Below are 19315 nucleotides of genomic sequence, written 5' to 3' on the forward strand. Positions count from 1 at the left end.
TTGTCTTTGGTAGCTTTTTACATTATGAATAAATAGGAATTAATTCTCGCTTGAAATCTTCGTACATTTCAAAGGCAATTTTCATGATTTCTTTGAGTTCATCGTAACTGTGGAAATATAGCACGGGTACTTTTTCCGTGTCATTTGATAACAATCGTATAAATATGTCCCATGGGTCTCCAGCTCTAACTTCACCGTTATGACATGCCTCCCAAATCAATTCAGCAACACCATATTTTAAGCTGATGTTGAATCTAAAGGTGTAGACATCTTTGTTTTTTACTTCTCCTACAATAAAAAAGTCTTCTTTTTTATTGTAACGAGCTTTATAGCCAAGAGACTCGAATACTTCAATAGCTTTTTCATTTTCATAGTTTTTAAATGTATTTTCTCTATCAGAAAATTTTTCTGATAATGCTTTATATCTCTTAATAAAATCAATTTTTGTAAGGCAGGCTTGTATTTCAGGTTGTAATGAATACGCCAATAATTACTCCTCCCTAATTTTTAATATTAGATCAAATAAAACAGTATACATGTTAGATACATGAAGAAATCCGGCTCTTGTAAGTCGGATTTTCTTTTTTTATATATAAGATAAGATTGCCTTTCTTATATATAAAATTATGAATAGATAGGAATTAATTCTTGTTTAAAATCTTCATACATACCTAAAGCAATTTTTAAAATTTTTTCTAAGCTGTCATAATCGCTAAATAGTACGGGCTTAATTCTAGTATCTGGAGAAATTAAAAGTCTTGAATATAGACTCCATGGACTACCTAATCGTAGTTCATCATTATGATAAACTACCCAAGTAAAGTCCAGAACGTTTACTTTAATACCAATATTAAAATAAAATAAATTTTCTTTTTTATCATCTAGTTCTCCAACTTTTAAAAACTGTTCTTTTTTATCATAAACTGATTTATAACCTAGCTTTTCAAGTATTTGTTGAATTTCTTCAATATTGGGATTAGGAATGATTTCTTCGGCATCATAATTTTCTCTCGAAAAAGAAGAAAGTTCTGTGTATCTATTAACAAAGTCAATTTTTTTTAGTGCTATTTCTATTTCCGATTTTAATTTTAAGTTCATAATTAATTCTCCTAAAACCTTAAGTCTGTCCTTTTTTTTGGGTCATTACTTCATATATCTTTAAGGTGAAATCATGAATAAATAGGAATTAATTCTCGCTTAAAATCTTCGTACATTTCAAAGGCGATTTTCATGATTTCTTTGAGTTCATCGTAACTGTGGAAGCATGGACGAAGTATTTTTTCTGTATCATTTGATAATATTGCTACAAACATAGCCCATGGATCTCCAGCTCTTATTGCACCATTATGTCGTGCAGACCAAATAAACTCAACAAGGCCATGTTTTAAACTAATATTAAATCTAAAAGTATAGATGTTTTTATTCTTGACCTCTCCAACAATAAAAAAGTTTTCTTTTTTCATAAAACGAGCTTTATAGCCAAGAGACTCAAATACTGCAATTACTTTTTCGTTTTCATAGTTTTCAAATGTATTTTCTCTATCTGGAAATTGTTTTGATAATGCTTTATATCTCTTAATAAAATCAATTTTTGTAAGGCAGGCTTGTATTTCAGGTTGTAATGAATACGCCAATAATTACTCCTCCCTAATTTTTAATATTAGATCAAATAAAACAGTATACATGTTAGATACATGAAGAAATCCGCCTTTTGTGAGTCGGATTTTTCTTAGTTTAATTCTATTAAAATAATATAATTGTTAATTGAAATGTAGTTATTTTTAGAAAGGTTTTGCAGTTAGCTATTTAAAAGTGTAAGTATATTTCCCTTAAATATAGCAGCTATTTCCGCTTCCTCTAATGAATCTCCCCATCTAAAAACTATATCGTCTTTTGGGCAGAGATGAATGGAAAGGTTAAAATAATCTATTTCATCTTTCCATTTGTTATATTCATTAAATGCTTTTTTGAAAATTTTTCTAACATTTTCTTCCGCAATTATATCACTATTTTTACTTGCAATGATTGTAAATCTTTTAGGGTTACTAGAAACTATTTCAATGGCAGCTGGAAGTTTCTCGAGACAAAACTCTGCAATACTTGAGTAGAAAGTTGTTCCTCCAACTTCCATTTCAACTTCTGGACCCTTATTAAATCCCTCAAGTTTCCATTTGGTTCGAAGAGCTTTCCATACCTTTCGATATTTTTCAATTTTAGAGTTTTTGTCTTTGATTTCAATAGCTGCAAGCAAGTAGAATTTGTAGACATTAGTTAAATCCTGTTTCATAAATACTTGCTTGATTTCAGTTCCACATACTTCTTTGAATTTCTTTTTTTCATCTGGGCTAAATAACATGGAGCCATTAACGCTGAATAAACTTAAATTTGGTAAATTACCGACTCTTTTAATTGCTTCATCTTTACTAAACCATTCGTAGTATGAGAATGCATCTTTTTCTACTTCATTCCAACACTTCATTTTACCACCTCAATTTTAATAGTCATAATGATTCCCATGTACATCATTGAAATGTGATCCTCTATTTTGGGATGGATCATCTGGATAAGTATGACCGCCTGAATGCTCTCTTATAATCTTATTATCCTTGAAATGATAACTCTAATGTTGTGTCAACATTGGAAAAATACTAACATTAGATTGAATAAAACAGTATAAAGTTTTAGATAAATGAAGAAATCCGACTCTTATAAGTCGGATTTGCTCTTTTTACATTTAAGACAAAATTACCTTTCTTAAATATAAAATCATGAATAAATAGGAATTAATGCTCGCTTGAAATCTTCGTACATTTCAAATGCAATTTTCATGATTTCTTTGAGTTCTTCATAGCTATGGAAACCTGGACGGAGCACTTTTTCAGTATCATTGGATAATACGTCTACAAACATAGCCCAAGATGTTCCAACTCTAACTTCACCAGTGTGCCATGCTTCCCAAATTAATTCAACGAGTCCATATTTCAAGCTAATATTGAACCTGAAAGTATAGATATCTTTGTTTTTTACTTCTCCAACAATAAAAAAGTTTTCTTTTTTCATAAAACGAGCTTTATAGCCAAGAGATTCAAATACTGCAATTACTTTTTCGTTTTCATAGTTTTCAAATGTGTTTTCTCTATCTGGAAATTGTTTTGATAAGGACTTGTATCTCTCGGTAAAATTAATTTTCTCAAGTACTTCCTGTATTTCTGGTTTCAATGAATATGTCATTAATTATTCCTCCCTAAATCTAATCTCGATATCATACTTGTCTTTTGCTCGCTTTATATATTCATCTATTTTTCTGAAATTTTTATTAGATACTGAAATTTCTAAAATATGTTTTCCTTTTAGTAATTGCCCATCTATTTCTCGAATTTGTTCTAATATCTCCTGTTCGATAACATCTGTAGAAGCTACCTGTGATTGAAAGTCTCTTGGAAAGGCATCATTTTGACGAATTAATTCTTCGCATAAGTAAATGATTCCTTGTGCTAACGGACGAAAGGTTTGTAAGAAATATGCTTTTGCACTGCTATATGTTTGTCCTTGTAGAACAGTATCCAATGCAAAAGCGTCAATCGAATGAATGATTTGTTCCATACCTTGAATAGTAGCGGTACAGAAAGAGTTCATACTTTCTGTTTGAGCTTGTACTTCACCGAGATACATATTTAAAGACATGAACTTTCCCTCCTCTTACAAGAAAATAATACCAATTTAAGGGAGTTGTTGTAAATGGAATATTCTAATAATTTCACGATTAAAGAGGTACTTGTTCATTAAGTTTGTTAATCTCATTCAGATGCTCTGGTGATGAAGAGGTTTTTAAGGTTGAATGAAAATAGAAAAAGGGAAGATATAGATAAATACGTTGTAAAAATAATGTTAACAAAAGGAGAGTACAGCAAAGAAAAATGAGTTATGGGATAGAATGTAGTGTTTTTAAGTGTTAGAAGAAGGGGGGGATTAATGTGGATTGCTGGAATGTCGATTCCTAAATATTTCCCTTCGTTCTCATCGAAAACGGACCAATTTTCATCGTCTAGAAATTCAGGATCAGTACTTTCAAAGTCAAAAGTACTGTCTTCATCTACCATTTTACGGAAATATTCCTGAAATGGTTTACTATTATCATTTAAATGTATTGTTTCATACATCCAGGGTGTTTCTACAAAAACGTCTCTGATTTCACCTATTTCAGTATCTTTAAAGTATAATTTCATATTTGCGCCTTCGTATTCATGGATTTTGAAATAGTCTTTTGGTATCTCACCTTTTATCAAATACTCATTATCTCTTTTTATTCAGCTTCGAAGCGTAAGTGATTAAAACTCCTAATGTAAGTTCAGCAATTACAACTTATGTGCAAGCAATGTAAATATTACATTTTTGATGTCTAATTACATAGACCGATAAAAAAAGAAGAACGTTTACCCTCACTACAAGGCGTTCTTCTTGTTTCTTTTATTCTGCTACATTTCCCCTTCTTTGTGGGGGTTATGTATATATTGGAAACCATATCCAGCTTTCATAACTATTTCCTCAGTTTTTTCAAAAAACTCTTCACCATACTCAGTGCAACGATATTTTCCGTGTATACTAATAACAAATTGTCGTCCCTTAGCATCAGGATATATTTCATAAATCGTCCCACTTTCAATAAATCCCAAGTAAGCATAAATCTTTTCTATCAATAACGAGACGTGTTCTTCTTCGTCTGACCAATCCTCTTCGTCAGCAATAATAAGATGGACATATCCTGTTTCTTTTTCGATAGCTAATAAGTCTATTTGTTCTAATTCTTTTAAAGACATATGGTAGCCTCCTTTTTATTGTTTACGTATGACTTCTACTTTAGTAGGCGGTATTTCCGTACCACCATCAAACGGTGGTTTTCCTTTACCTTTTACGATAGCTCCAAACTCTTCAATTTCAGGAAAAGCCAACTTCTGATTTTTTGTTAAAGGTGCGCTTAAAGAAGCTTTTGCTTCGTATAGATTAATTTTACTGTTTTCTTTACCGAGTGCGACTAAATCAACTCTAGTTTTTATTCCGCTAGGCGTTTCCAGTGTTAATTGCTTAACTACTGTTTCAAACTCGCCAGTACTTTCTAAGCTAGTCTTCAATTCAGCTTCAAACTTATCTCCTGATGTTCGATTAATTGCAGCTTGTTTCTGTCTTCTAGCTTTCAATAATGCCGCGGCTTCCTGCATTTCCTTTTTAGCTGTATCAGCCTTATCTATGGCTTTTCCGACTTTACCAATTTTAGCAACTTTTCCGATTGGTGTAAGACCAGCTACAGCCATTCCTCCAGCGAAAAACCTTTCCAAAGTGGAAAGTTTTTCGCCAGTAGATGGATCAATACCATCCCAAGCACGTCGAATATCATATTCTCCACTTAGTTCACCAGCTATATCTCTTGCTAGTTTTTTACCATCAAAATCTTTTTCTTCTGATTCCGATGAAGGTCTATCCTCAATCGTTCCTTCTTCAATTGGACTATCATTTAAAAGATTGTCAGCCTGACGATTCCTAGCCTCTGTAATCGCTTGAATAGAAGTCACCCATTCCATATTCAACCCTTGTGTACTAAATGTACCACTTGCAGGACTAAAACCTTTTCCACTTTGGACTTCTGCAAGACCTGTTGCAATACTAGCAGCTAATTGAATTGCTGTACTGTAGTTATTGCTAGATGTTTGGTTGAACTGATACAAATGATCTAACTTTTCTTGAAGTTTGTGCCTCATGGCAATAAAAAGATTTGCCATAGCATCTAGACCTGGGATTGGCATAGCTTGACTGATAGCTTCCATACTTGCCTTCATTCGATCAATTTCTCGAATTTGTTCTAATATTTCTTGTTCGATTACATCTGTCGAAGCAACCTGTGATTGAAATTGATTTGGAAAGGCATCATTCTGACGAATTAGTTCTTCACACAAATAAATAATTCCTTGTGCTAAAGGACGAAAAGTTTCTGCAAAGAATGCCTTTGCACTGTCATATGTTTGTCCTTGTAGAATAGTATCACTGGTGAAAGCATCAATCGACTGAATAGCTTGTTCCATACCTTGAATAGTAGTGGTACAGAAAGCATTCATACTTTGTGTTTGAGCCTGTACTTCCCCTAAATACATATTTAAACTCAAAAATCTCCCTCCTTTAATAAGTAAATTATACCGATTTAAGGAGATAACTGTAAATGTTACATTGCAATGAGTTTATTAGAGATATTAATATACCTAAAAGCGAATTTATCCATATTCCAACTGAAAGGATGATTCGATGATAATTAGAGAAGGTATTGAGGTAACAAAGGTAAGTATAGATGGTTATGATTTTCCAATCCCGGAAGGGCTTTCTGAGTTCTTACTTAGAACTGGATATTGGAGGTATGGTGAAGAAGAATCGTCAAATGATGTCGAAATCCTAGTGAATTATGATAGAAAAACTTTTTTTGAAAGATGGAGTTTTGTTTAAAACATTCACTTACAAGGAAAATAAAAAGAAAAGATGTAAAAAATCATGAATGAAAGGGAGGATCTTATAGAAAGAAAAGAACGAACTATATTAGATAATCCACCAAGTGAGTAAACTGCATTGAAAATGGCAGAGTTTTTTATGAAAATATCAGTACCTCGTATATTGGCTGCTCGTAAAGCTGAAGAGGAAGTTAAAAAGAAAATAGGTGAATTGGATGGAGAAATGATTTACATCCAAGTATGAGCATTATGTTTAGAGGTAAAGAGTATGGCATAACTCGAATTTATGACTTTGAAGGTGATAAACAAGATTTAGTTATCTATGCTTATGTAATTAAATAGGAGGGAGGACTGTCCAAAGTTGGACTTACCTTTTTCAGTGGGGGTATGCTCAAAGTTGAGCTGTCCCCGTTTTTGGCTAAGTGGGTTTGAACCACCGGGTTATTAGTAATAGAACAAGAACAGTAATAAGAAAAAAAGGGCTATCTTCCTGGTGGGAAGTCGCCCTTTATTTAAAACACAACAATTGGCGTATTTTATCAAGAATCTACAGTTGTTTTTAATATTTCGAATTTCCCTTGTTCATCCACGGTAAACATGACATTATTATTACGACGATCATCCATTTCTTCCTCTGTTTCATTAGGGCTGGAATAGATGGTCTTAACTGCTATGTTATAAATACCCTCTGTTAACACGTGGCTCTTTTCGAAATCACCCATAATATTTTGAGCATTTTGAATAGTTTCGCTATTTTTGTAGGTATTGTAATAGTAACTAAAATTGATGACTCCTATATAATTGGCATGATCTCTAGGTGTACTATCTTTTAACGTTTTCATTATGTTGTCAGTGTTTATTTTTTGATCACGTTTGAAATTTTCAACTAATTCCTTTTCTTGTTGTTTATCTATATTTATATGTAAATAGTAATAGAAATTTTGTTTCCCTTTGCCATATTCGGTAGGAGATTCACTTAATAAGTTATACTTTTTTATCATCTTATCGGATTGTTTCAAAACATCAGGATGCTGTTCAACATAAGCCCCTTTGAATATTTCTAGAAAAACATCATCGCTTTCATTTTTAACTACTTCATAATGGGAGTCACTGTTTACAATAAAATAAGCAACAGTGTGGTATGGTTTTTTTATTTCCACGTAAGTGTTATGATCAGAAACTCCAAGCGCACTATCAGCAGAAAGAATTTTAAATTCCCCATTCTTTATCCCGTAGTTTTCGGACAAATAATCTCCTATTGGTTTTTCAAATAGTTTTGTGTCTGTAAAGCAACCATTTAATAGGAATAGTGGTATGCTCAGTAATAAGATAAAAACAGTTATTTTTAGTTTCCTCATTCTTCCCCCTCCTAAAACTACATTTTACCATTTTTTAAAACAATAGGTTGCACTAACATAAAGAAACAAGGAGCTCTCTATCTATTATGAGAGGTTTCTACTTATTTAAATCACAACAATTGTTGTGTTAACATCAAATGGATGCGGGTATGTGTTTGACAGCGATTTTAATATTTAAAAGTATAGGGGGAATTGCTCTTATGGAAAGAAAAGAATAAGCTGTGGTGGATAATTCATCAAGTAAAAAAGTGAACGCATAAGGAAAATATTCGTTCACTTTTATTTTACTCTTTATAAATGTAGCTCATAATTTCCGTCAGTACTATCGGGCTTTCTAAAAATTTCCTCGAATGGACCAACCTTTTTTGAGAAACCATTTTTTAATGCAAAGTTATAACCTTCTTCGGTTATAACTTCTTGTAATATTAATCGTTCGAATCCTTTTTCTTTAGCGAATGTTTTAAACCATTCAAGAACAATACTTCCCTTACCTTGATTACTTGGGGTAATGCTTATGGCAGTAATTACCAGGTGTGGATCTAGGAAAAACTCACTTCTAAGGTTAATGGTGACCTTATGTTCTTTAGAAGAAATATTTAAAGAATACTTAGAAAGACCTTCAATGAATATTACTTCATCTTGTACTAATTCTTCTAATAGCATTTTAAATTTTTGAAAGTCTTGTACATGAAGAGGGATCTCGTTGAATTTTTCTTTCAAAACAATTAACTCCTTTTATAATTTGTTTTTTGCACTTATCCATTTCTATACACACGCCAGCCTTTTTTATTTTTTGGTCCCAAACTAGCCCCACTTAGCCCCAAGTGCATTCGTTTTTATGCCTTATTTTGCCATTATCAATAACAAATAAAAAAAGCCCAGGCCCCTTGATAAACAAGGTTCCTAAGGCTTTTAATACTACTCTTTTTAGAGTACCGAGATTAACGAGAGTAGAACTCTACGATTAATGCTTCGTTGATTTCAGCTGCTAACTCAGAACGCTCAGCGTGACGAGTGTAAGTAGCTTCTAATTTATCAGCATCGAAAGTTAAGTATTCTGGTACGAAGTTGTTAACTTCGATCGCTTCTTTAACAACAACAAGGCTGTTAGATTTTTCGCGAACGCTGATTGTTTGACCAGGTTTTACACGGTAAGATGGGATATCTACGCGAGATCCATCAACTGTGATGTGACCGTGGTTTACTAATTGGCGAGCTGCACGACGAGTGCGAGCTAAGCCCATACGGTAAACTAAGTTGTCAAGACGAGCTTCAAGAAGGATCATGAAGTTTTCGCCGTGCTTACCAGGCATTTTACCTGCTTGGTCAAATGTGCGACGGAATTGACGCTCAGTCATGCCGTACATGTGACGAAGTTTTTGTTTCTCTTGTAATTGTAAACCGTATTCTGAAAGTTTCTTACGTTGGTTAGGACCGTGAGGACCTGGTGCGTAAGGGCGTTTTTCTAATTCTTTTCCTGTGCCGCTTAGAGAGATTCCAAGACGACGAGACAGTTTCCAAGCTGGACCTGTATAACGAGCCATAGTTGACTCCTCCTTTAAAAATGTTTTTATTTACGTAAAATAAAAACAGACGTAATCGATATTTACGGGCATTTTGTTTTCATGTACCTTCGCTCCAGCAGCAGGGAGTTACGAGATACACCTCCGTAGAGGAACAAAATACAAACGATAAACTCACATTACAAGGCTGCCTTTTTATTTTACACAAACGCTATTATATCTTTTACCCAGAGTTTCGTCAAGCGAGTACATTTTTGTTTTATGCATATAAATTTTGGAAATTAGCAAGAAGGAATTTAAAACGATATAAAAGAAGTGATAGAAACACAAATAAAACGCTTACATAAAATGAAGTAAAACGTTCATCAAATTTTTGTTGATGAATATGCGGGATAAAGTGAAACTTTAACCAGTGGTGGGGACGTCCCCCACCACTGGTTATTAGTTGAACGAATCGGGCTTTTATGGGCAGTTAATCCCCAAAACTAACTTTTTTGCTTTCGCTGAATTTTGATGTTGGGGTCTTACTGCCCGTTAAAGCGGGATAAAAACATAAAGGGGATGTTTTTATGAAAAAGAAACATATGGAGACAGCGTTAATTCATCACGGGTATACATCTGAGGAACATAAAGGAAGTTTAACACCACCGTTATTTCAAACGTCTACATTTACATTTGAGACTGCGCAGCAAGGAGAGGCGAGTTTTGCGGGAGTAGATCCGTCTTATATTTACTCAAGACTTGGAAATCCAACTGTAAAATTATTTGAAGAACGTATGGCGGTGTTAGAAGGAGGAGAAGAAGCACTTGCTTTCGGATCCGGTATGGCAGCTATTTCCGCAACTTTAATTGGTTTTTTAAAGGCTGGAGATCATATTATTTGTTCAAATGGATTATACGGATGCACGTACGGTTTTTTAGAAGTGTTAGAAGAAAAATTTATGATTACGCATTCGTTTTGTGATATGGAGACAGAGGATGATATTGAAAATGAAATCCGCCCAAATACAAAGCTTATTTTCGTTGAAACACCGATTAATCCGACAATGAAATTAATTGATTTAAAACAAGTGATTCGGGTTGCGAAGCGAAATGGCTTACTTGTTATTGTTGATAATACGTTTTGTTCACCTTATTTACAAAGACCACTTGAAATGGGCTGTGACGCGGTCGTTCATAGTGCGACAAAATATATTGGTGGTCACGGTGATGTTGTGGCAGGTGTAACGATTTGTAAAACGAAAGCGTTAGCAGAACAAATTCGCCCGATGCGAAAAGATATCGGCGGTATTATGGCGCCGTTTGATGCATGGTTATTGTTACGCGGATTAAAGACGTTAGCGGTAAGAATGGACCGCCATTGTGATAATGCCGAAAAAATTGTATCGTTCCTCAAAAATCATGATGCGGTAGAAGGTGTTTGGTATCCAGAAGGGGAGTTAGCATCTCGCCAAATGAAACGGGGCGGTGGTGTGATTTCTTTTTCAGTAAAAGGCGGAAAAGAAGAGACGCAAGCGTTTATCAATGACCTTCACTTTATTACAATTGCCGTAAGTTTAGGGGATACAGAAACGTTAATTCAGCATCCGGCAACGATGACGCACGCTGCGATTCCAGCTAAGCTAAGACAAGAAATGGGTATTTACGATAATTTAATACGTTTATCTGTCGGTTTAGAATCATGGGAGGATATCGTTTTTGATTTAGAACAGGCACTAAAGAAAATATCTACTGTTAGTAATCAATAAAAAAGAGTGAGCTATCGGTTTCGTACGTGATGTACGCAATCGATAACTCGCTCTTTTCTTTTTTAAATATGTTTTAGGAGTGTTTCCACAAACTTTTCTAAATAGCGCTGATCTACTTCATCAAAACGATTTTTTTCAGGGCTATCAATATCAAGTACTCCAACGACAGTTCCTTCTTTCACGATCGGTACAACGATTTCTGAATTCGAAGCACTGTCGCAAGCGATATGTCCTGGGAATTGGTGAACGTCTGCTACAAGCTGCGTTGTTTTTGTTTCAGCTGCAACGCCGCAAACGCCTCGTCCAAATGGAATGCGCACGCAAGCAGGCATTCCTTGGAAAGGTCCAAGAACAAGCTGATTTCCTTCTGTTACATAAAAGCCAACCCAATTCACACGATCTAAAAATTGATTTAATAATGCGGACGCATTTGATAAGTTTGCGACTACGTTCGGTTCGCCAGTTAATAATGCATCCAGTTGTTTAATTACTGTCTCGTATTGTTCTTCACGAGAACCTGCATAACTTTCTTTTGTAAACATGGAAACAACTCCCTTTTTATCGAGATGTGTAAAATATTAGCAAAATACGATGTATTTCACATGACTTTGTCGATAGAAAATTAAAGGAATTTGTCTTAAAAGTCAAGAAATTTAAATTATAGCTGTTCAGTGAGAGGAAGTGAGCGCATGAAACAGACGAAACAAAAAGTAATTGATGCGGCAATATCGTTGTTTAACACGAAAGGTTATGATGGAACGTCGGTGCGAGAAATTGCAAAGCGAGCGGATGTGAATGTAGCGAATATTTCATATTATTTTGCTGGAAAGCAAGGTTTATTAGAACAGCTTATTACTGACTTTTTAGAAGGATATATTCATGTGATTGAAATGTCGTTCGAACAGAGGGAGTATTTGTCGGCTAAAGATGTGATGGTACAAATGGTGCGCGGAATTTTACGATATCAATTTGAAAATAGGGAGCTGACACGTTTCTTCTACCGAGAGCTTTCACTTGATACGACATTAATTCGCGAAGTGATGACCATTTACTTTTCTAAAGAAAGATATTATATAGAGCAAATGATTAGACAGGGACAAATAAAGCAGGAATTTAAAAAGGTATCTTTTACAATGTTTATGACGCAATTAAAAGGCATGATGAATATGCCTTTTTTATATCCGCAATATATATCAGAAGTGCTGCATTCTTTTCCGTCTGAGACATTTTTCATAGAAATGTACACGAAAGAAATTGAGCAATGGATGGAGCAAACATTATGTATAACGAATATGTACTATGAATTGCCAAGAGCTGTTCATATGTGAAAAATCCCCACCTAACGAAATGAGGTGGGGATTTTTGTGCTTTCTTTCCTTTGCCATACATTGTTGCATAAGAGCGCGATAATTGTTAGTGAGGCTCCGGCAATTTCAATTTTGTCGACTGTATAACCTCGAAAGATGGAACCGATAAGTGCAAGTACAGGAACTAAATTCATAAATAATATGCCGTTAATAGATGAAATATAGCGATTTCCTGTGTTCCAGCAAAATACAGCGATAACACCTGCAACAATCGACATATACAAGAGTTCAAAACGAACGCTCATAATGGTACGAAGTGACGGCATAGTAACGATGTTTGTGTAAGTGAAGAAAGTGACGATAACGATGAGTGAAACTGAGCCGAATAAACAAGTTAACGTCGTATACCTGAGTGGTGACCAAGATTGAAAACGAGCACCACCGTTCGTATAAATGACCCAGCAAGTAACGCCGCATAGCATAAGTATATTTGTTGAGAGGTGACTGGCAGCTCCAAATAATAAGTGAATATTTCCTTTTGAAATGACAAGCATAACACCGAGCAATGCAACGAACATACAAAGGAATGTGTAGTTTTGTGGGCGTTTGTTTTTTGTTATCCACTGCAATAATAAAGCGATGAGCGGCATAAGAGATTGAATCATCGCAGCATGGATGGCCCCAGAAGGCCCGGCAAGTTGTTGACCGTAAAAAATGAGAAAACCATATCCAGCGAAACCGACTGTTCCGTAAAAGAATAACGAAAGTGTTCTTTTTTCTAAGTGGAGTGAAGTTTTTCCTTCAGTAATGAATAGCAAAATAAGAAAAATAATAGCTGCTGATCCGTATCGGATAGTTGTGAAGAAGAACGGATCGATAAACTGCAGAGCATTTGCCATGACAGGAAACATAAATCCCCAAGCCGTTACGGCAAGTAAGCATAGGAGGGATCCGAGTAGCATTTGTTTTTTGTCCAAGAGTATCTTTCCCCTTTACATTTCGTTATAGTAAGTTGATGAAATAAGTATAGAGAGTAATTGTTTATAGAAGGAAATATCGATTTTTTATAACAGTTATAACTTTTTGTTAGAGGTGTGTACGATGGATTTGGAGGCAGTACGATCGTTTATTGAAGTGAAGAATACGCGCAGTTTATCAAAGGCGAGTAAGCTTTTACATATTTCTCAACCGGCGCTTAGTAAGCAAATTCAAAGGTTAGAAGCGGATTTAGAGGTTACTTTACTCAAGCGTTCCGCGCAAGGAGTGGAATTAACAGAAGCTGGAGAGTTATTTATAACAAGGATGTTACCGATTTTGGAACACATATATGAAGTGAAAGCTGAAATGAAGACTTTTCAGGAGAAGCGGAAAATTTCTATAGGCATATTGCCAAGTTTAGCAGCTCATTACATATCAAAATGTAAAGATGTATTAGGTGAAGGATTCGAAGTAGAATGGAAAATTGAGCATACGAAAGTACTAATGGGACTCTTTAAAGAACGAAAGATTGAAGCGATGTTCGTCGATTCAATAGTAGAAGGCGCTACGTGTATAAAAGAAATGCGAGAAGAAAAAATTGTTTGTGTCGTTTCAAATGATCATCTTTATAAAGAGAAAACAGTGATCCGAATGGAAGATTTGCAAAATGAAAAGTTAATCGTATACCCAGAAATCTGTGATGTAAGGAAAATGATTACGAATATGTTTCAGGGGATAGGTGCGAAACCAATCATTGCATTTGAAACTTCTTATGCAGAACCGATGCTTGCGATGGTCGGAGCTGGACTTGGTATTACGTTACTTCCAGAAATGTCAGTAAAGCAAGCGGTAAAGCAAGGGAATGTGCATGCGATTTCTATTGAACCACCACTTGCACGCAAAATTCATTTCGTATCCCATATGGAAGAGAACCCGTTATTGCAATCATTTGATGATGGAAGCTAATCGAAACAGAAGATTGAGAAAGATTACAATTGCATTGAAAGAAACATGAAATTTTAAAAAAAACTAGGTCAAAAACAAACCATTACATGGTATGATTAGTACATTGTTAGTTGTTAAATATAGGGGAATTCCCTTTTTATACATAATGCCTTCCATTTCATAAACGGAACGGACAAAAAAAGAGATATAACTAGGAGGCTTTTTTGCATGGATTCTATCCTGACGATCGTTATCATTGTAGTAAGCTCTATTCTAGTGCTGCTCATGATAGAGCTTGTGATAAGAAATCGTTCATATAAAGATATTGAAGCACTGGAGCAGTGGAAACAAGAGATAAAAGATAAACCTGTGGCAGATGAACTAAAACGGGTGAAAGATTTAAATATGACGGGTCAAACAGAAGAACTGTTTGGTAAATGGCGTGAAGAATGGGATGAGATTGTATCAACAACCCTTCCGAAAGCAGACAAAGATTTAGAGCAAGCGCGAAAATTCGCCTCGCAATTCTCCTTCCGAAAAGCAAAGCATGCGATGAATGAATCCATAAGTGGTTTAGATGACGCTGATAATCGTATTACAGACATTTTAAATGAATTACAGCAATTGTTAGAAAGCCATGAAAAAAATAGCTCGGAAATTGAAGAGTTACGTGATACATATCGTAGTATGAAGAAGAGTGTTCTTGCTCATAGACATATGTATGGAGCAGCAGAGCAGAAAATTGAAGAGATGCTAGATGCTGAATCTAATAAGTTTAAAAGCTTTGAAGAGGCAACAGATAATGGCGACTATTTAAAAGCGAGAGAAATTGTTATTAGTTTAGAAGAAGGTTTGGCAAGCTTAGAAATCATTATTCACCAAATTCCAGATTTATTGGTAGAGTGTCAAGCGACGTTACCAGTTCAGCTGGAAGATTTATTACACGGACATAATGATATGGTAAGACAAGGTTATGTATTAGAGTATTTGGAAGTCCCTAAAGAAGTTCGTGATATGACGACACAACTACACACATGTTTAATGGATATACAGGAGCTTCATATAACAGAAGCTGCTGAAAAAGTAGAAAACTTAAAAACGCGTTTAGATGGCTTCTATGATCAACTGGAACAAGAAGTACATGCGAGACATTATGTGGAGCAAAAAACACTTTCTGTTTATGAAGACTTAGAAGAAATTCGCGCTGAAACGATTGAAACAAAAGTAGAAACACAGCTTGTGAAACAGAGTTATCAGTTACAAGATAAGGACATTGAGTCTCAGAAAGTAATTGAAAAGCAAATGCATATTTTAACGAAACGTTTTGAAATGCTGCAATTACGCGTTGCGGAACAAGATATTGCCTTCTCTATTATTCGTGAAGAACTAGAAGAGGTTTATGAGCAATGTGAAACGTTAAAAGTACTTCATGCAGAATATAAAGAAATGCTGCAAACGATGCGTAAAGAGGAATTTGAAGCGCGTGAGAAGTTGCAAGAAATGCGAAATATCATTTTTGAAACGAAACGTTTTATGCAAAAGTCGAATTTGCCAGGTCTTCCAGAAAGCATTATGGAAGATTTAAAAAGAGGACAAATGGCAATGCAAGCTGTATATGAACAGTTAGAAGTGAAGCCGTTAAATATGAACGCTGTAAATAGCAGTTTAGAAGAAGCATACACAACTGTTAATGGTGTAGCTGAAATGACAGAAGAGTTAATTGGACAAGCGTATTTAGTTGAAAAATTAATTCAATATGGTAATCGTTACCGCAGTCATGATGAGAACCTTGCAGAGAGCTTAAATTATGCGGAGAAATTATTCCGTGAATATCAATACGATGCAGCTTTAGAACAAGCGGCTTCTGTACTAGAGCAACTTGAACCTGGCGTTGTTCAAAAAATAGCTGAATATGTAGACAATGAACAAACCCTTTCATAAGGGTTTGTTTTTTTGTGTAATTTTGGGGACGATGTTGCTATAATGAATAGCGGAATACAGTAAGGTTATTCGTTTTAAAATATAGTGAAACTGTAGTCAGTAGGGTCATCCTAGCTAATTATCGGCCTTCACAATCGGGATAAAATGGAACCTTTGAGTAGTCTTAGCGTAATTACACGTATTTGTGATATGATTATATGATGTGATAGCGCTGAAAGGGGAAGAACGATGATCTATTTTGATAATAGTGCGACGACGAAGCCATATCCAGAAGCCCTTCAATCGTACGTAACGGTTGCTGGAAAATATTTTGGAAACCCTTCTTCTATTCATTCGCTTGGAGGAGAGGCAGAGCGTCTATTAACACAATCAAGAACGATTGCAGCGCAGCTTCTTCATGTTAAACCTTCTGAGATTATTTTCACATCAGGTGGAACCGAAGGGAATAACCTTGCGATTAAAGGAATAGCGATGAGGAATCGTTCGCGCGGTAAACATATCATTACAACAAATATTGAACACGCGTCTGTGTTTGAAGCATATAAACAATTAGAAGATCTCGGTTTTGATGTAACATATTTACCGGTTAATGAGCATGGTGTTGTATCGGTAGAGGATGTAAAACGAGCACTTCGTGAAGATACGATTCTTGTGTCAATTATTCATGTGAACAACGAGACTGGAGCAATTCAGCCTGTTGCTGAAATTGGAACGTTATTATCGAACTATCCGAAAATAAGATTCCATGTGGACCATGTACAAGGGATAGGAAAAGTACCGCTTGATTTATATGCTTCTCATATTGATCTTTGCTCAATATCTGGACATAAATTCCACAGTGTAAAGGGAACGGGTCTTCTTTATGTACGTGATGGCGTAAGGTTAGATCCAATTTTATCAGGTGGTCAACAAGAGCTTAAGTATCGCTCCGGTACAGAGAACTTACCTGGCATTGTAGCGATGGTGAAAGCACTTCGCATGACAATGGAACAAGTGAAAGAAAAGGTAGCTCATTTGCAAAATTTACAAACAGAGCTTGTCCGTTTCTTTAAAGAGATGGAAGATGTAACGATTAATACGTCGCTTGCATATGCAGCACCGCACATTTTAAATGTATCATTTGTTGGTTTAAAACCAGAAGTGGTCGTTCATGCTTTAGAAGAGCACGGTGTATATGTATCGACGAAGTCTGCTTGTTCTTCAAAAGCAAATGAAGTGAGCAGAGTGTTAGTGGCAATGGGAGTACCGCATGCCGCTGCTGCAAGTGCTATTCGCATTAGTTTGGCACCAGAAAACACGATGGAAGAAGTAAAACAATTTGAAGGTATTGTGAAAGAGACGATGCCAAAATTATATGAAGTGATGAGGTAAAGAAATATGATGACATATGAATATATTTTAGTTCGTTATGGAGAGATGACGACTAAAGGTAAGAACCGTTCTAAATTTGTAAGCACATTAAAAGATAACGTAAAGTTTAAACTGAAAAAGTTCCCAAATATTAAAATCGATGCAACACATGATCGTATGTACATCCAATTAAATGGCGAAGACCATGAAGCAATTTCTGAAAGATTGAAAGATGTATTTGGTATTCATAAATTTAACTTAGCGATGAAAGTACCATCAGAATTAGAAGATATTAAAAAAGGTGCATTGGCAGCTTTCTTGCAAGTAAAAGATGATGTGAAAACATTTAAAATTACAGTGCACCGTTCTGATAAGCGCTTCCCAATGAAGACGATGGAGTTACTTCCAGAAATCGGTGGGCACATTTTAGAAAATACAGAGGATATCACAGTAGATGTTCATAATCCAGATGTGAATGTACGTATAGAAATTCGCAGTGGTTACAGCTATATTATGTGTGGTGAGCATATGGGCGCTGGTGGTTTACCAGTTGGCGTTGGCGGAAAAGTAATGGTACTTCTTTCTGGTGGTATCGATAGCCCAGTAGCAGCGTACTTAACGATGAAACGCGGCGTGTCTGTGGAAGCAGTTCACTTCCATAGCCCACCTTTCACAAGTGAGCGTGCAAAACAAAAAGTAATCGATTTAGCACAAGAGTTAACGAAGTACTGTAAACGTGTAACGCTTCACCTTGTTCCATTTACAGAAGTGCAAAAAACGATTAATAAAGAAATTCCATCTAGCTATTCAATGACAGTTATGCGCCGTATGATGATGCATATTACAGAGCGTATCGCAGAGGAGCGTAATGCACTTGCAATCACGACTGGTGAAAGTCTTGGACAAGTAGCAAGCCAAACATTAGATAGTATGCATACGATCAACGAAGTAACAAACTATCCGGTTATTCGTCCACTTATTACGATGGATAAATTAGAAATTATTAAAATCGCTGAAGAAATTGGCACATATGATATTTCAATTCGTCCGTACGAAGATTGCTGTACAGTATTCACACCAGCAAGCCCAGCGACGAAGCCAAAGCGTGAAAAAGCGAATCGTTTTGAAGCAAAATACGATTTCGCACCATTAATTGACGAAGCTGTAGCGAATAAAGAAACAATGGTATTACAAACGGTAGAAGTAGTGGCGGAAGAAGAAAAATTCGAAGAACTTTTCTAAAACCATAAATTACCATATCTAAAATATGTATGAAGTCATGTTGTTTATCACACTCTATACTCACAAGGAGGTGATACAACATGGCAAGCAACAATAAATTAGCAGTATCTGGTGCTCAAGCAGCATTAGATCAAATGAAATACGAAATCGCTCAAGAGTTTGGTGTTCAACTTGGAGCTGATGCAACATCTCGCGCTAACGGTTCTGTTGGTGGCGAAATCACTAAACGTCTAGTTTCACTAGCTGAGCAACAATTAGGCGGTTTCCAAAAATAATCCCATATACGATGGCTTAGAAAGAGCGGGTTCTCCCGCTCTTTCTTTTTGTTGTTTGCATCGTTATACATTCATTTCGACATAGACATAAAAAATTTGTCAAAAGAAGAGGGTTCAAAATTAACTGAAAATTCTTTATTATATAAGGGAGGCATAGAAA

At 35.4% G+C, this 19315-nt stretch carries 19 protein-coding genes and 5 pseudogenes; 9 read left to right on the plus strand and 15 right to left on the minus strand.

Annotated elements, in window-relative coordinates; all coding sequences use genetic code 11:
- Window positions 1-22: 22 nt before the first annotated feature.
- From QCI44_RS04145 to QCI44_RS04190, 10 genes and pseudogenes are all read right to left on the minus strand, one after another.
- Window positions 23-487, minus strand: a complete 465-nt coding sequence (locus QCI44_RS04145) for a hypothetical protein (RefSeq protein WP_116349189.1) — start codon at window positions 485-487, stop codon at window positions 23-25.
- Window positions 488-624: 137 nt separating this feature from the next.
- The gene (locus QCI44_RS04150) at window positions 625-1098 is read right to left on the minus strand and encodes a hypothetical protein (RefSeq protein WP_098986736.1); all 474 of its coding nucleotides are present in this window, start codon (window positions 1096-1098) and stop codon (window positions 625-627) included.
- A gap of 71 nt (window positions 1099-1169) precedes the next feature.
- Window positions 1170-1634: a hypothetical protein gene (locus tag QCI44_RS04155; protein ID WP_116349188.1), complete on the minus strand. Its 465-nt coding sequence runs from the start codon at window positions 1632-1634 to the stop codon at window positions 1170-1172.
- 164 nt (window positions 1635-1798) lie between these two features.
- Entirely contained in the window at window positions 1799-2479 is a 681-nt protein-coding gene (locus tag QCI44_RS04160; RefSeq protein WP_098985977.1) for a hypothetical protein, read from the minus strand.
- Between the two features lie 15 nt (window positions 2480-2494).
- Window positions 2495-2605 (minus strand): annotated as a pseudogene (locus tag QCI44_RS04165) (HNH/endonuclease VII fold putative polymorphic toxin); the annotation flags it as partial.
- A gap of 161 nt (window positions 2606-2766) precedes the next feature.
- Window positions 2767-3231: a hypothetical protein gene (locus tag QCI44_RS04170; protein ID WP_098985976.1), complete on the minus strand. Its 465-nt coding sequence runs from the start codon at window positions 3229-3231 to the stop codon at window positions 2767-2769.
- Between the two features lie 132 nt (window positions 3232-3363).
- A pseudogene (locus QCI44_RS04175) lies at window positions 3364-3684 on the minus strand (T7SS effector LXG polymorphic toxin); the annotation flags it as partial.
- A gap of 287 nt (window positions 3685-3971) precedes the next feature.
- Window positions 3972-4226, minus strand: a pseudogene (locus QCI44_RS04180) (hypothetical protein); the annotation flags it as partial.
- Between the two features lie 249 nt (window positions 4227-4475).
- Window positions 4476-4817 (minus strand): DUF6572 domain-containing protein, encoded by a 342-nt coding sequence (locus QCI44_RS04185; RefSeq protein WP_098705125.1) that lies wholly within the window; start codon window positions 4815-4817, stop codon window positions 4476-4478.
- A 15-nt stretch (window positions 4818-4832) separates the two neighbouring features.
- Window positions 4833-6155, minus strand: coding sequence for a pre-toxin TG domain-containing protein (locus tag QCI44_RS04190; protein ID WP_189655083.1), 1323 nt, complete (start codon window positions 6153-6155; stop codon window positions 4833-4835).
- Between the two features lie 136 nt (window positions 6156-6291).
- On the opposite strand from QCI44_RS04190, the pseudogene QCI44_RS04195 reads away from it, so the two are divergent.
- Together QCI44_RS04195 and QCI44_RS04200 are read left to right on the plus strand one after the other, a co-directional pair.
- Window positions 6292-6535, plus strand: a pseudogene (locus QCI44_RS04195) (hypothetical protein).
- Window positions 6532-6732, plus strand: a pseudogene (locus QCI44_RS04200) (hypothetical protein). Before QCI44_RS04195 ends, QCI44_RS04200 begins: the two co-directional pseudogenes overlap by 4 nt.
- A 295-nt stretch (window positions 6733-7027) precedes the next feature.
- Here QCI44_RS04200 and QCI44_RS04205 read toward each other — a convergent pair.
- The 3 genes from QCI44_RS04205 to rpsD form a co-directional block, all read right to left on the minus strand.
- Window positions 7028-7846, minus strand: a complete 819-nt coding sequence (locus tag QCI44_RS04205; protein WP_116363352.1) for a hypothetical protein — start codon at window positions 7844-7846, stop codon at window positions 7028-7030.
- A gap of 291 nt (window positions 7847-8137) precedes the next feature.
- The gene (locus QCI44_RS04210; protein WP_098705127.1) at window positions 8138-8566 is read right to left on the minus strand and encodes a GNAT family N-acetyltransferase; all 429 of its coding nucleotides are present in this window, start codon (window positions 8564-8566) and stop codon (window positions 8138-8140) included.
- Window positions 8567-8787: 221 nt separating this feature from the next.
- Window positions 8788-9390 (minus strand): 30S ribosomal protein S4, encoded by a 603-nt coding sequence (gene rpsD / locus QCI44_RS04215; protein WP_000135322.1) that lies wholly within the window; start codon window positions 9388-9390, stop codon window positions 8788-8790.
- Between the two features lie 548 nt (window positions 9391-9938).
- Here rpsD and megL point away from each other — a divergent pair.
- Complete coding sequence (gene megL, locus QCI44_RS04220) at window positions 9939-11117, plus strand: methionine gamma-lyase (protein WP_353811010.1); 1179 nt, start codon at window positions 9939-9941, stop codon at window positions 11115-11117.
- A gap of 62 nt (window positions 11118-11179) precedes the next feature.
- Here the strand turns inward: megL and QCI44_RS04225 are convergent, their stop codons facing one another.
- Window positions 11180-11659 (minus strand): GAF domain-containing protein, encoded by a 480-nt coding sequence (locus QCI44_RS04225; RefSeq protein WP_061673030.1) that lies wholly within the window; start codon window positions 11657-11659, stop codon window positions 11180-11182.
- A gap of 147 nt (window positions 11660-11806) precedes the next feature.
- Between QCI44_RS04225 and refZ the strand changes: the two genes are divergently transcribed.
- Window positions 11807-12445, plus strand: coding sequence for a forespore capture DNA-binding protein RefZ (refZ, locus tag QCI44_RS04230; RefSeq protein ID WP_000814937.1), 639 nt, complete (start codon window positions 11807-11809; stop codon window positions 12443-12445).
- Between the two features lie 11 nt (window positions 12446-12456).
- Here the strand turns inward: refZ and QCI44_RS04235 are convergent, their stop codons facing one another.
- The gene (locus QCI44_RS04235; protein ID WP_000358806.1) at window positions 12457-13401 is read right to left on the minus strand and encodes a DMT family transporter; all 945 of its coding nucleotides are present in this window, start codon (window positions 13399-13401) and stop codon (window positions 12457-12459) included.
- 124 nt (window positions 13402-13525) lie between these two features.
- Here QCI44_RS04235 and QCI44_RS04240 point away from each other — a divergent pair, with 124 nt between their 5' ends.
- The 5 genes from QCI44_RS04240 (at window position 13526) to QCI44_RS04260 (ending at window position 19155) form a co-directional block, all read left to right on the plus strand.
- The gene (locus QCI44_RS04240) at window positions 13526-14368 is read left to right on the plus strand and encodes a LysR family transcriptional regulator (protein ID WP_353811011.1); all 843 of its coding nucleotides are present in this window, start codon (window positions 13526-13528) and stop codon (window positions 14366-14368) included.
- Between the two features lie 207 nt (window positions 14369-14575).
- On the plus strand, window positions 14576-16288 hold the full coding sequence (ezrA, locus tag QCI44_RS04245) for a septation ring formation regulator EzrA (RefSeq protein WP_353811012.1): 1713 nt from the start codon (window positions 14576-14578) through the stop codon (window positions 16286-16288).
- 228 nt (window positions 16289-16516) lie between these two features.
- Window positions 16517-17659 carry a cysteine desulfurase family protein gene (locus QCI44_RS04250; RefSeq protein ID WP_016085953.1) on the plus strand — a complete coding sequence of 381 codons (1143 nt, stop codon included), beginning with the start codon at window positions 16517-16519 and terminating at the stop codon, window positions 17657-17659.
- A 6-nt stretch (window positions 17660-17665) separates the two neighbouring features.
- The gene (thiI, locus tag QCI44_RS04255; protein ID WP_353811013.1) at window positions 17666-18880 is read left to right on the plus strand and encodes a tRNA uracil 4-sulfurtransferase ThiI; all 1215 of its coding nucleotides are present in this window, start codon (window positions 17666-17668) and stop codon (window positions 18878-18880) included.
- Between the two features lie 80 nt (window positions 18881-18960).
- Window positions 18961-19155 (plus strand): alpha/beta-type small acid-soluble spore protein, encoded by a 195-nt coding sequence (locus QCI44_RS04260; RefSeq protein WP_000157912.1) that lies wholly within the window; start codon window positions 18961-18963, stop codon window positions 19153-19155.
- Window positions 19156-19315: the final 160 nt, after the last annotated feature.

The sequence above is a fragment of the Bacillus cereus group sp. RP37 genome, from assembly GCF_040459695.1.
Taxonomy (GTDB): domain Bacteria; phylum Bacillota; class Bacilli; order Bacillales; family Bacillaceae_G; genus Bacillus_A.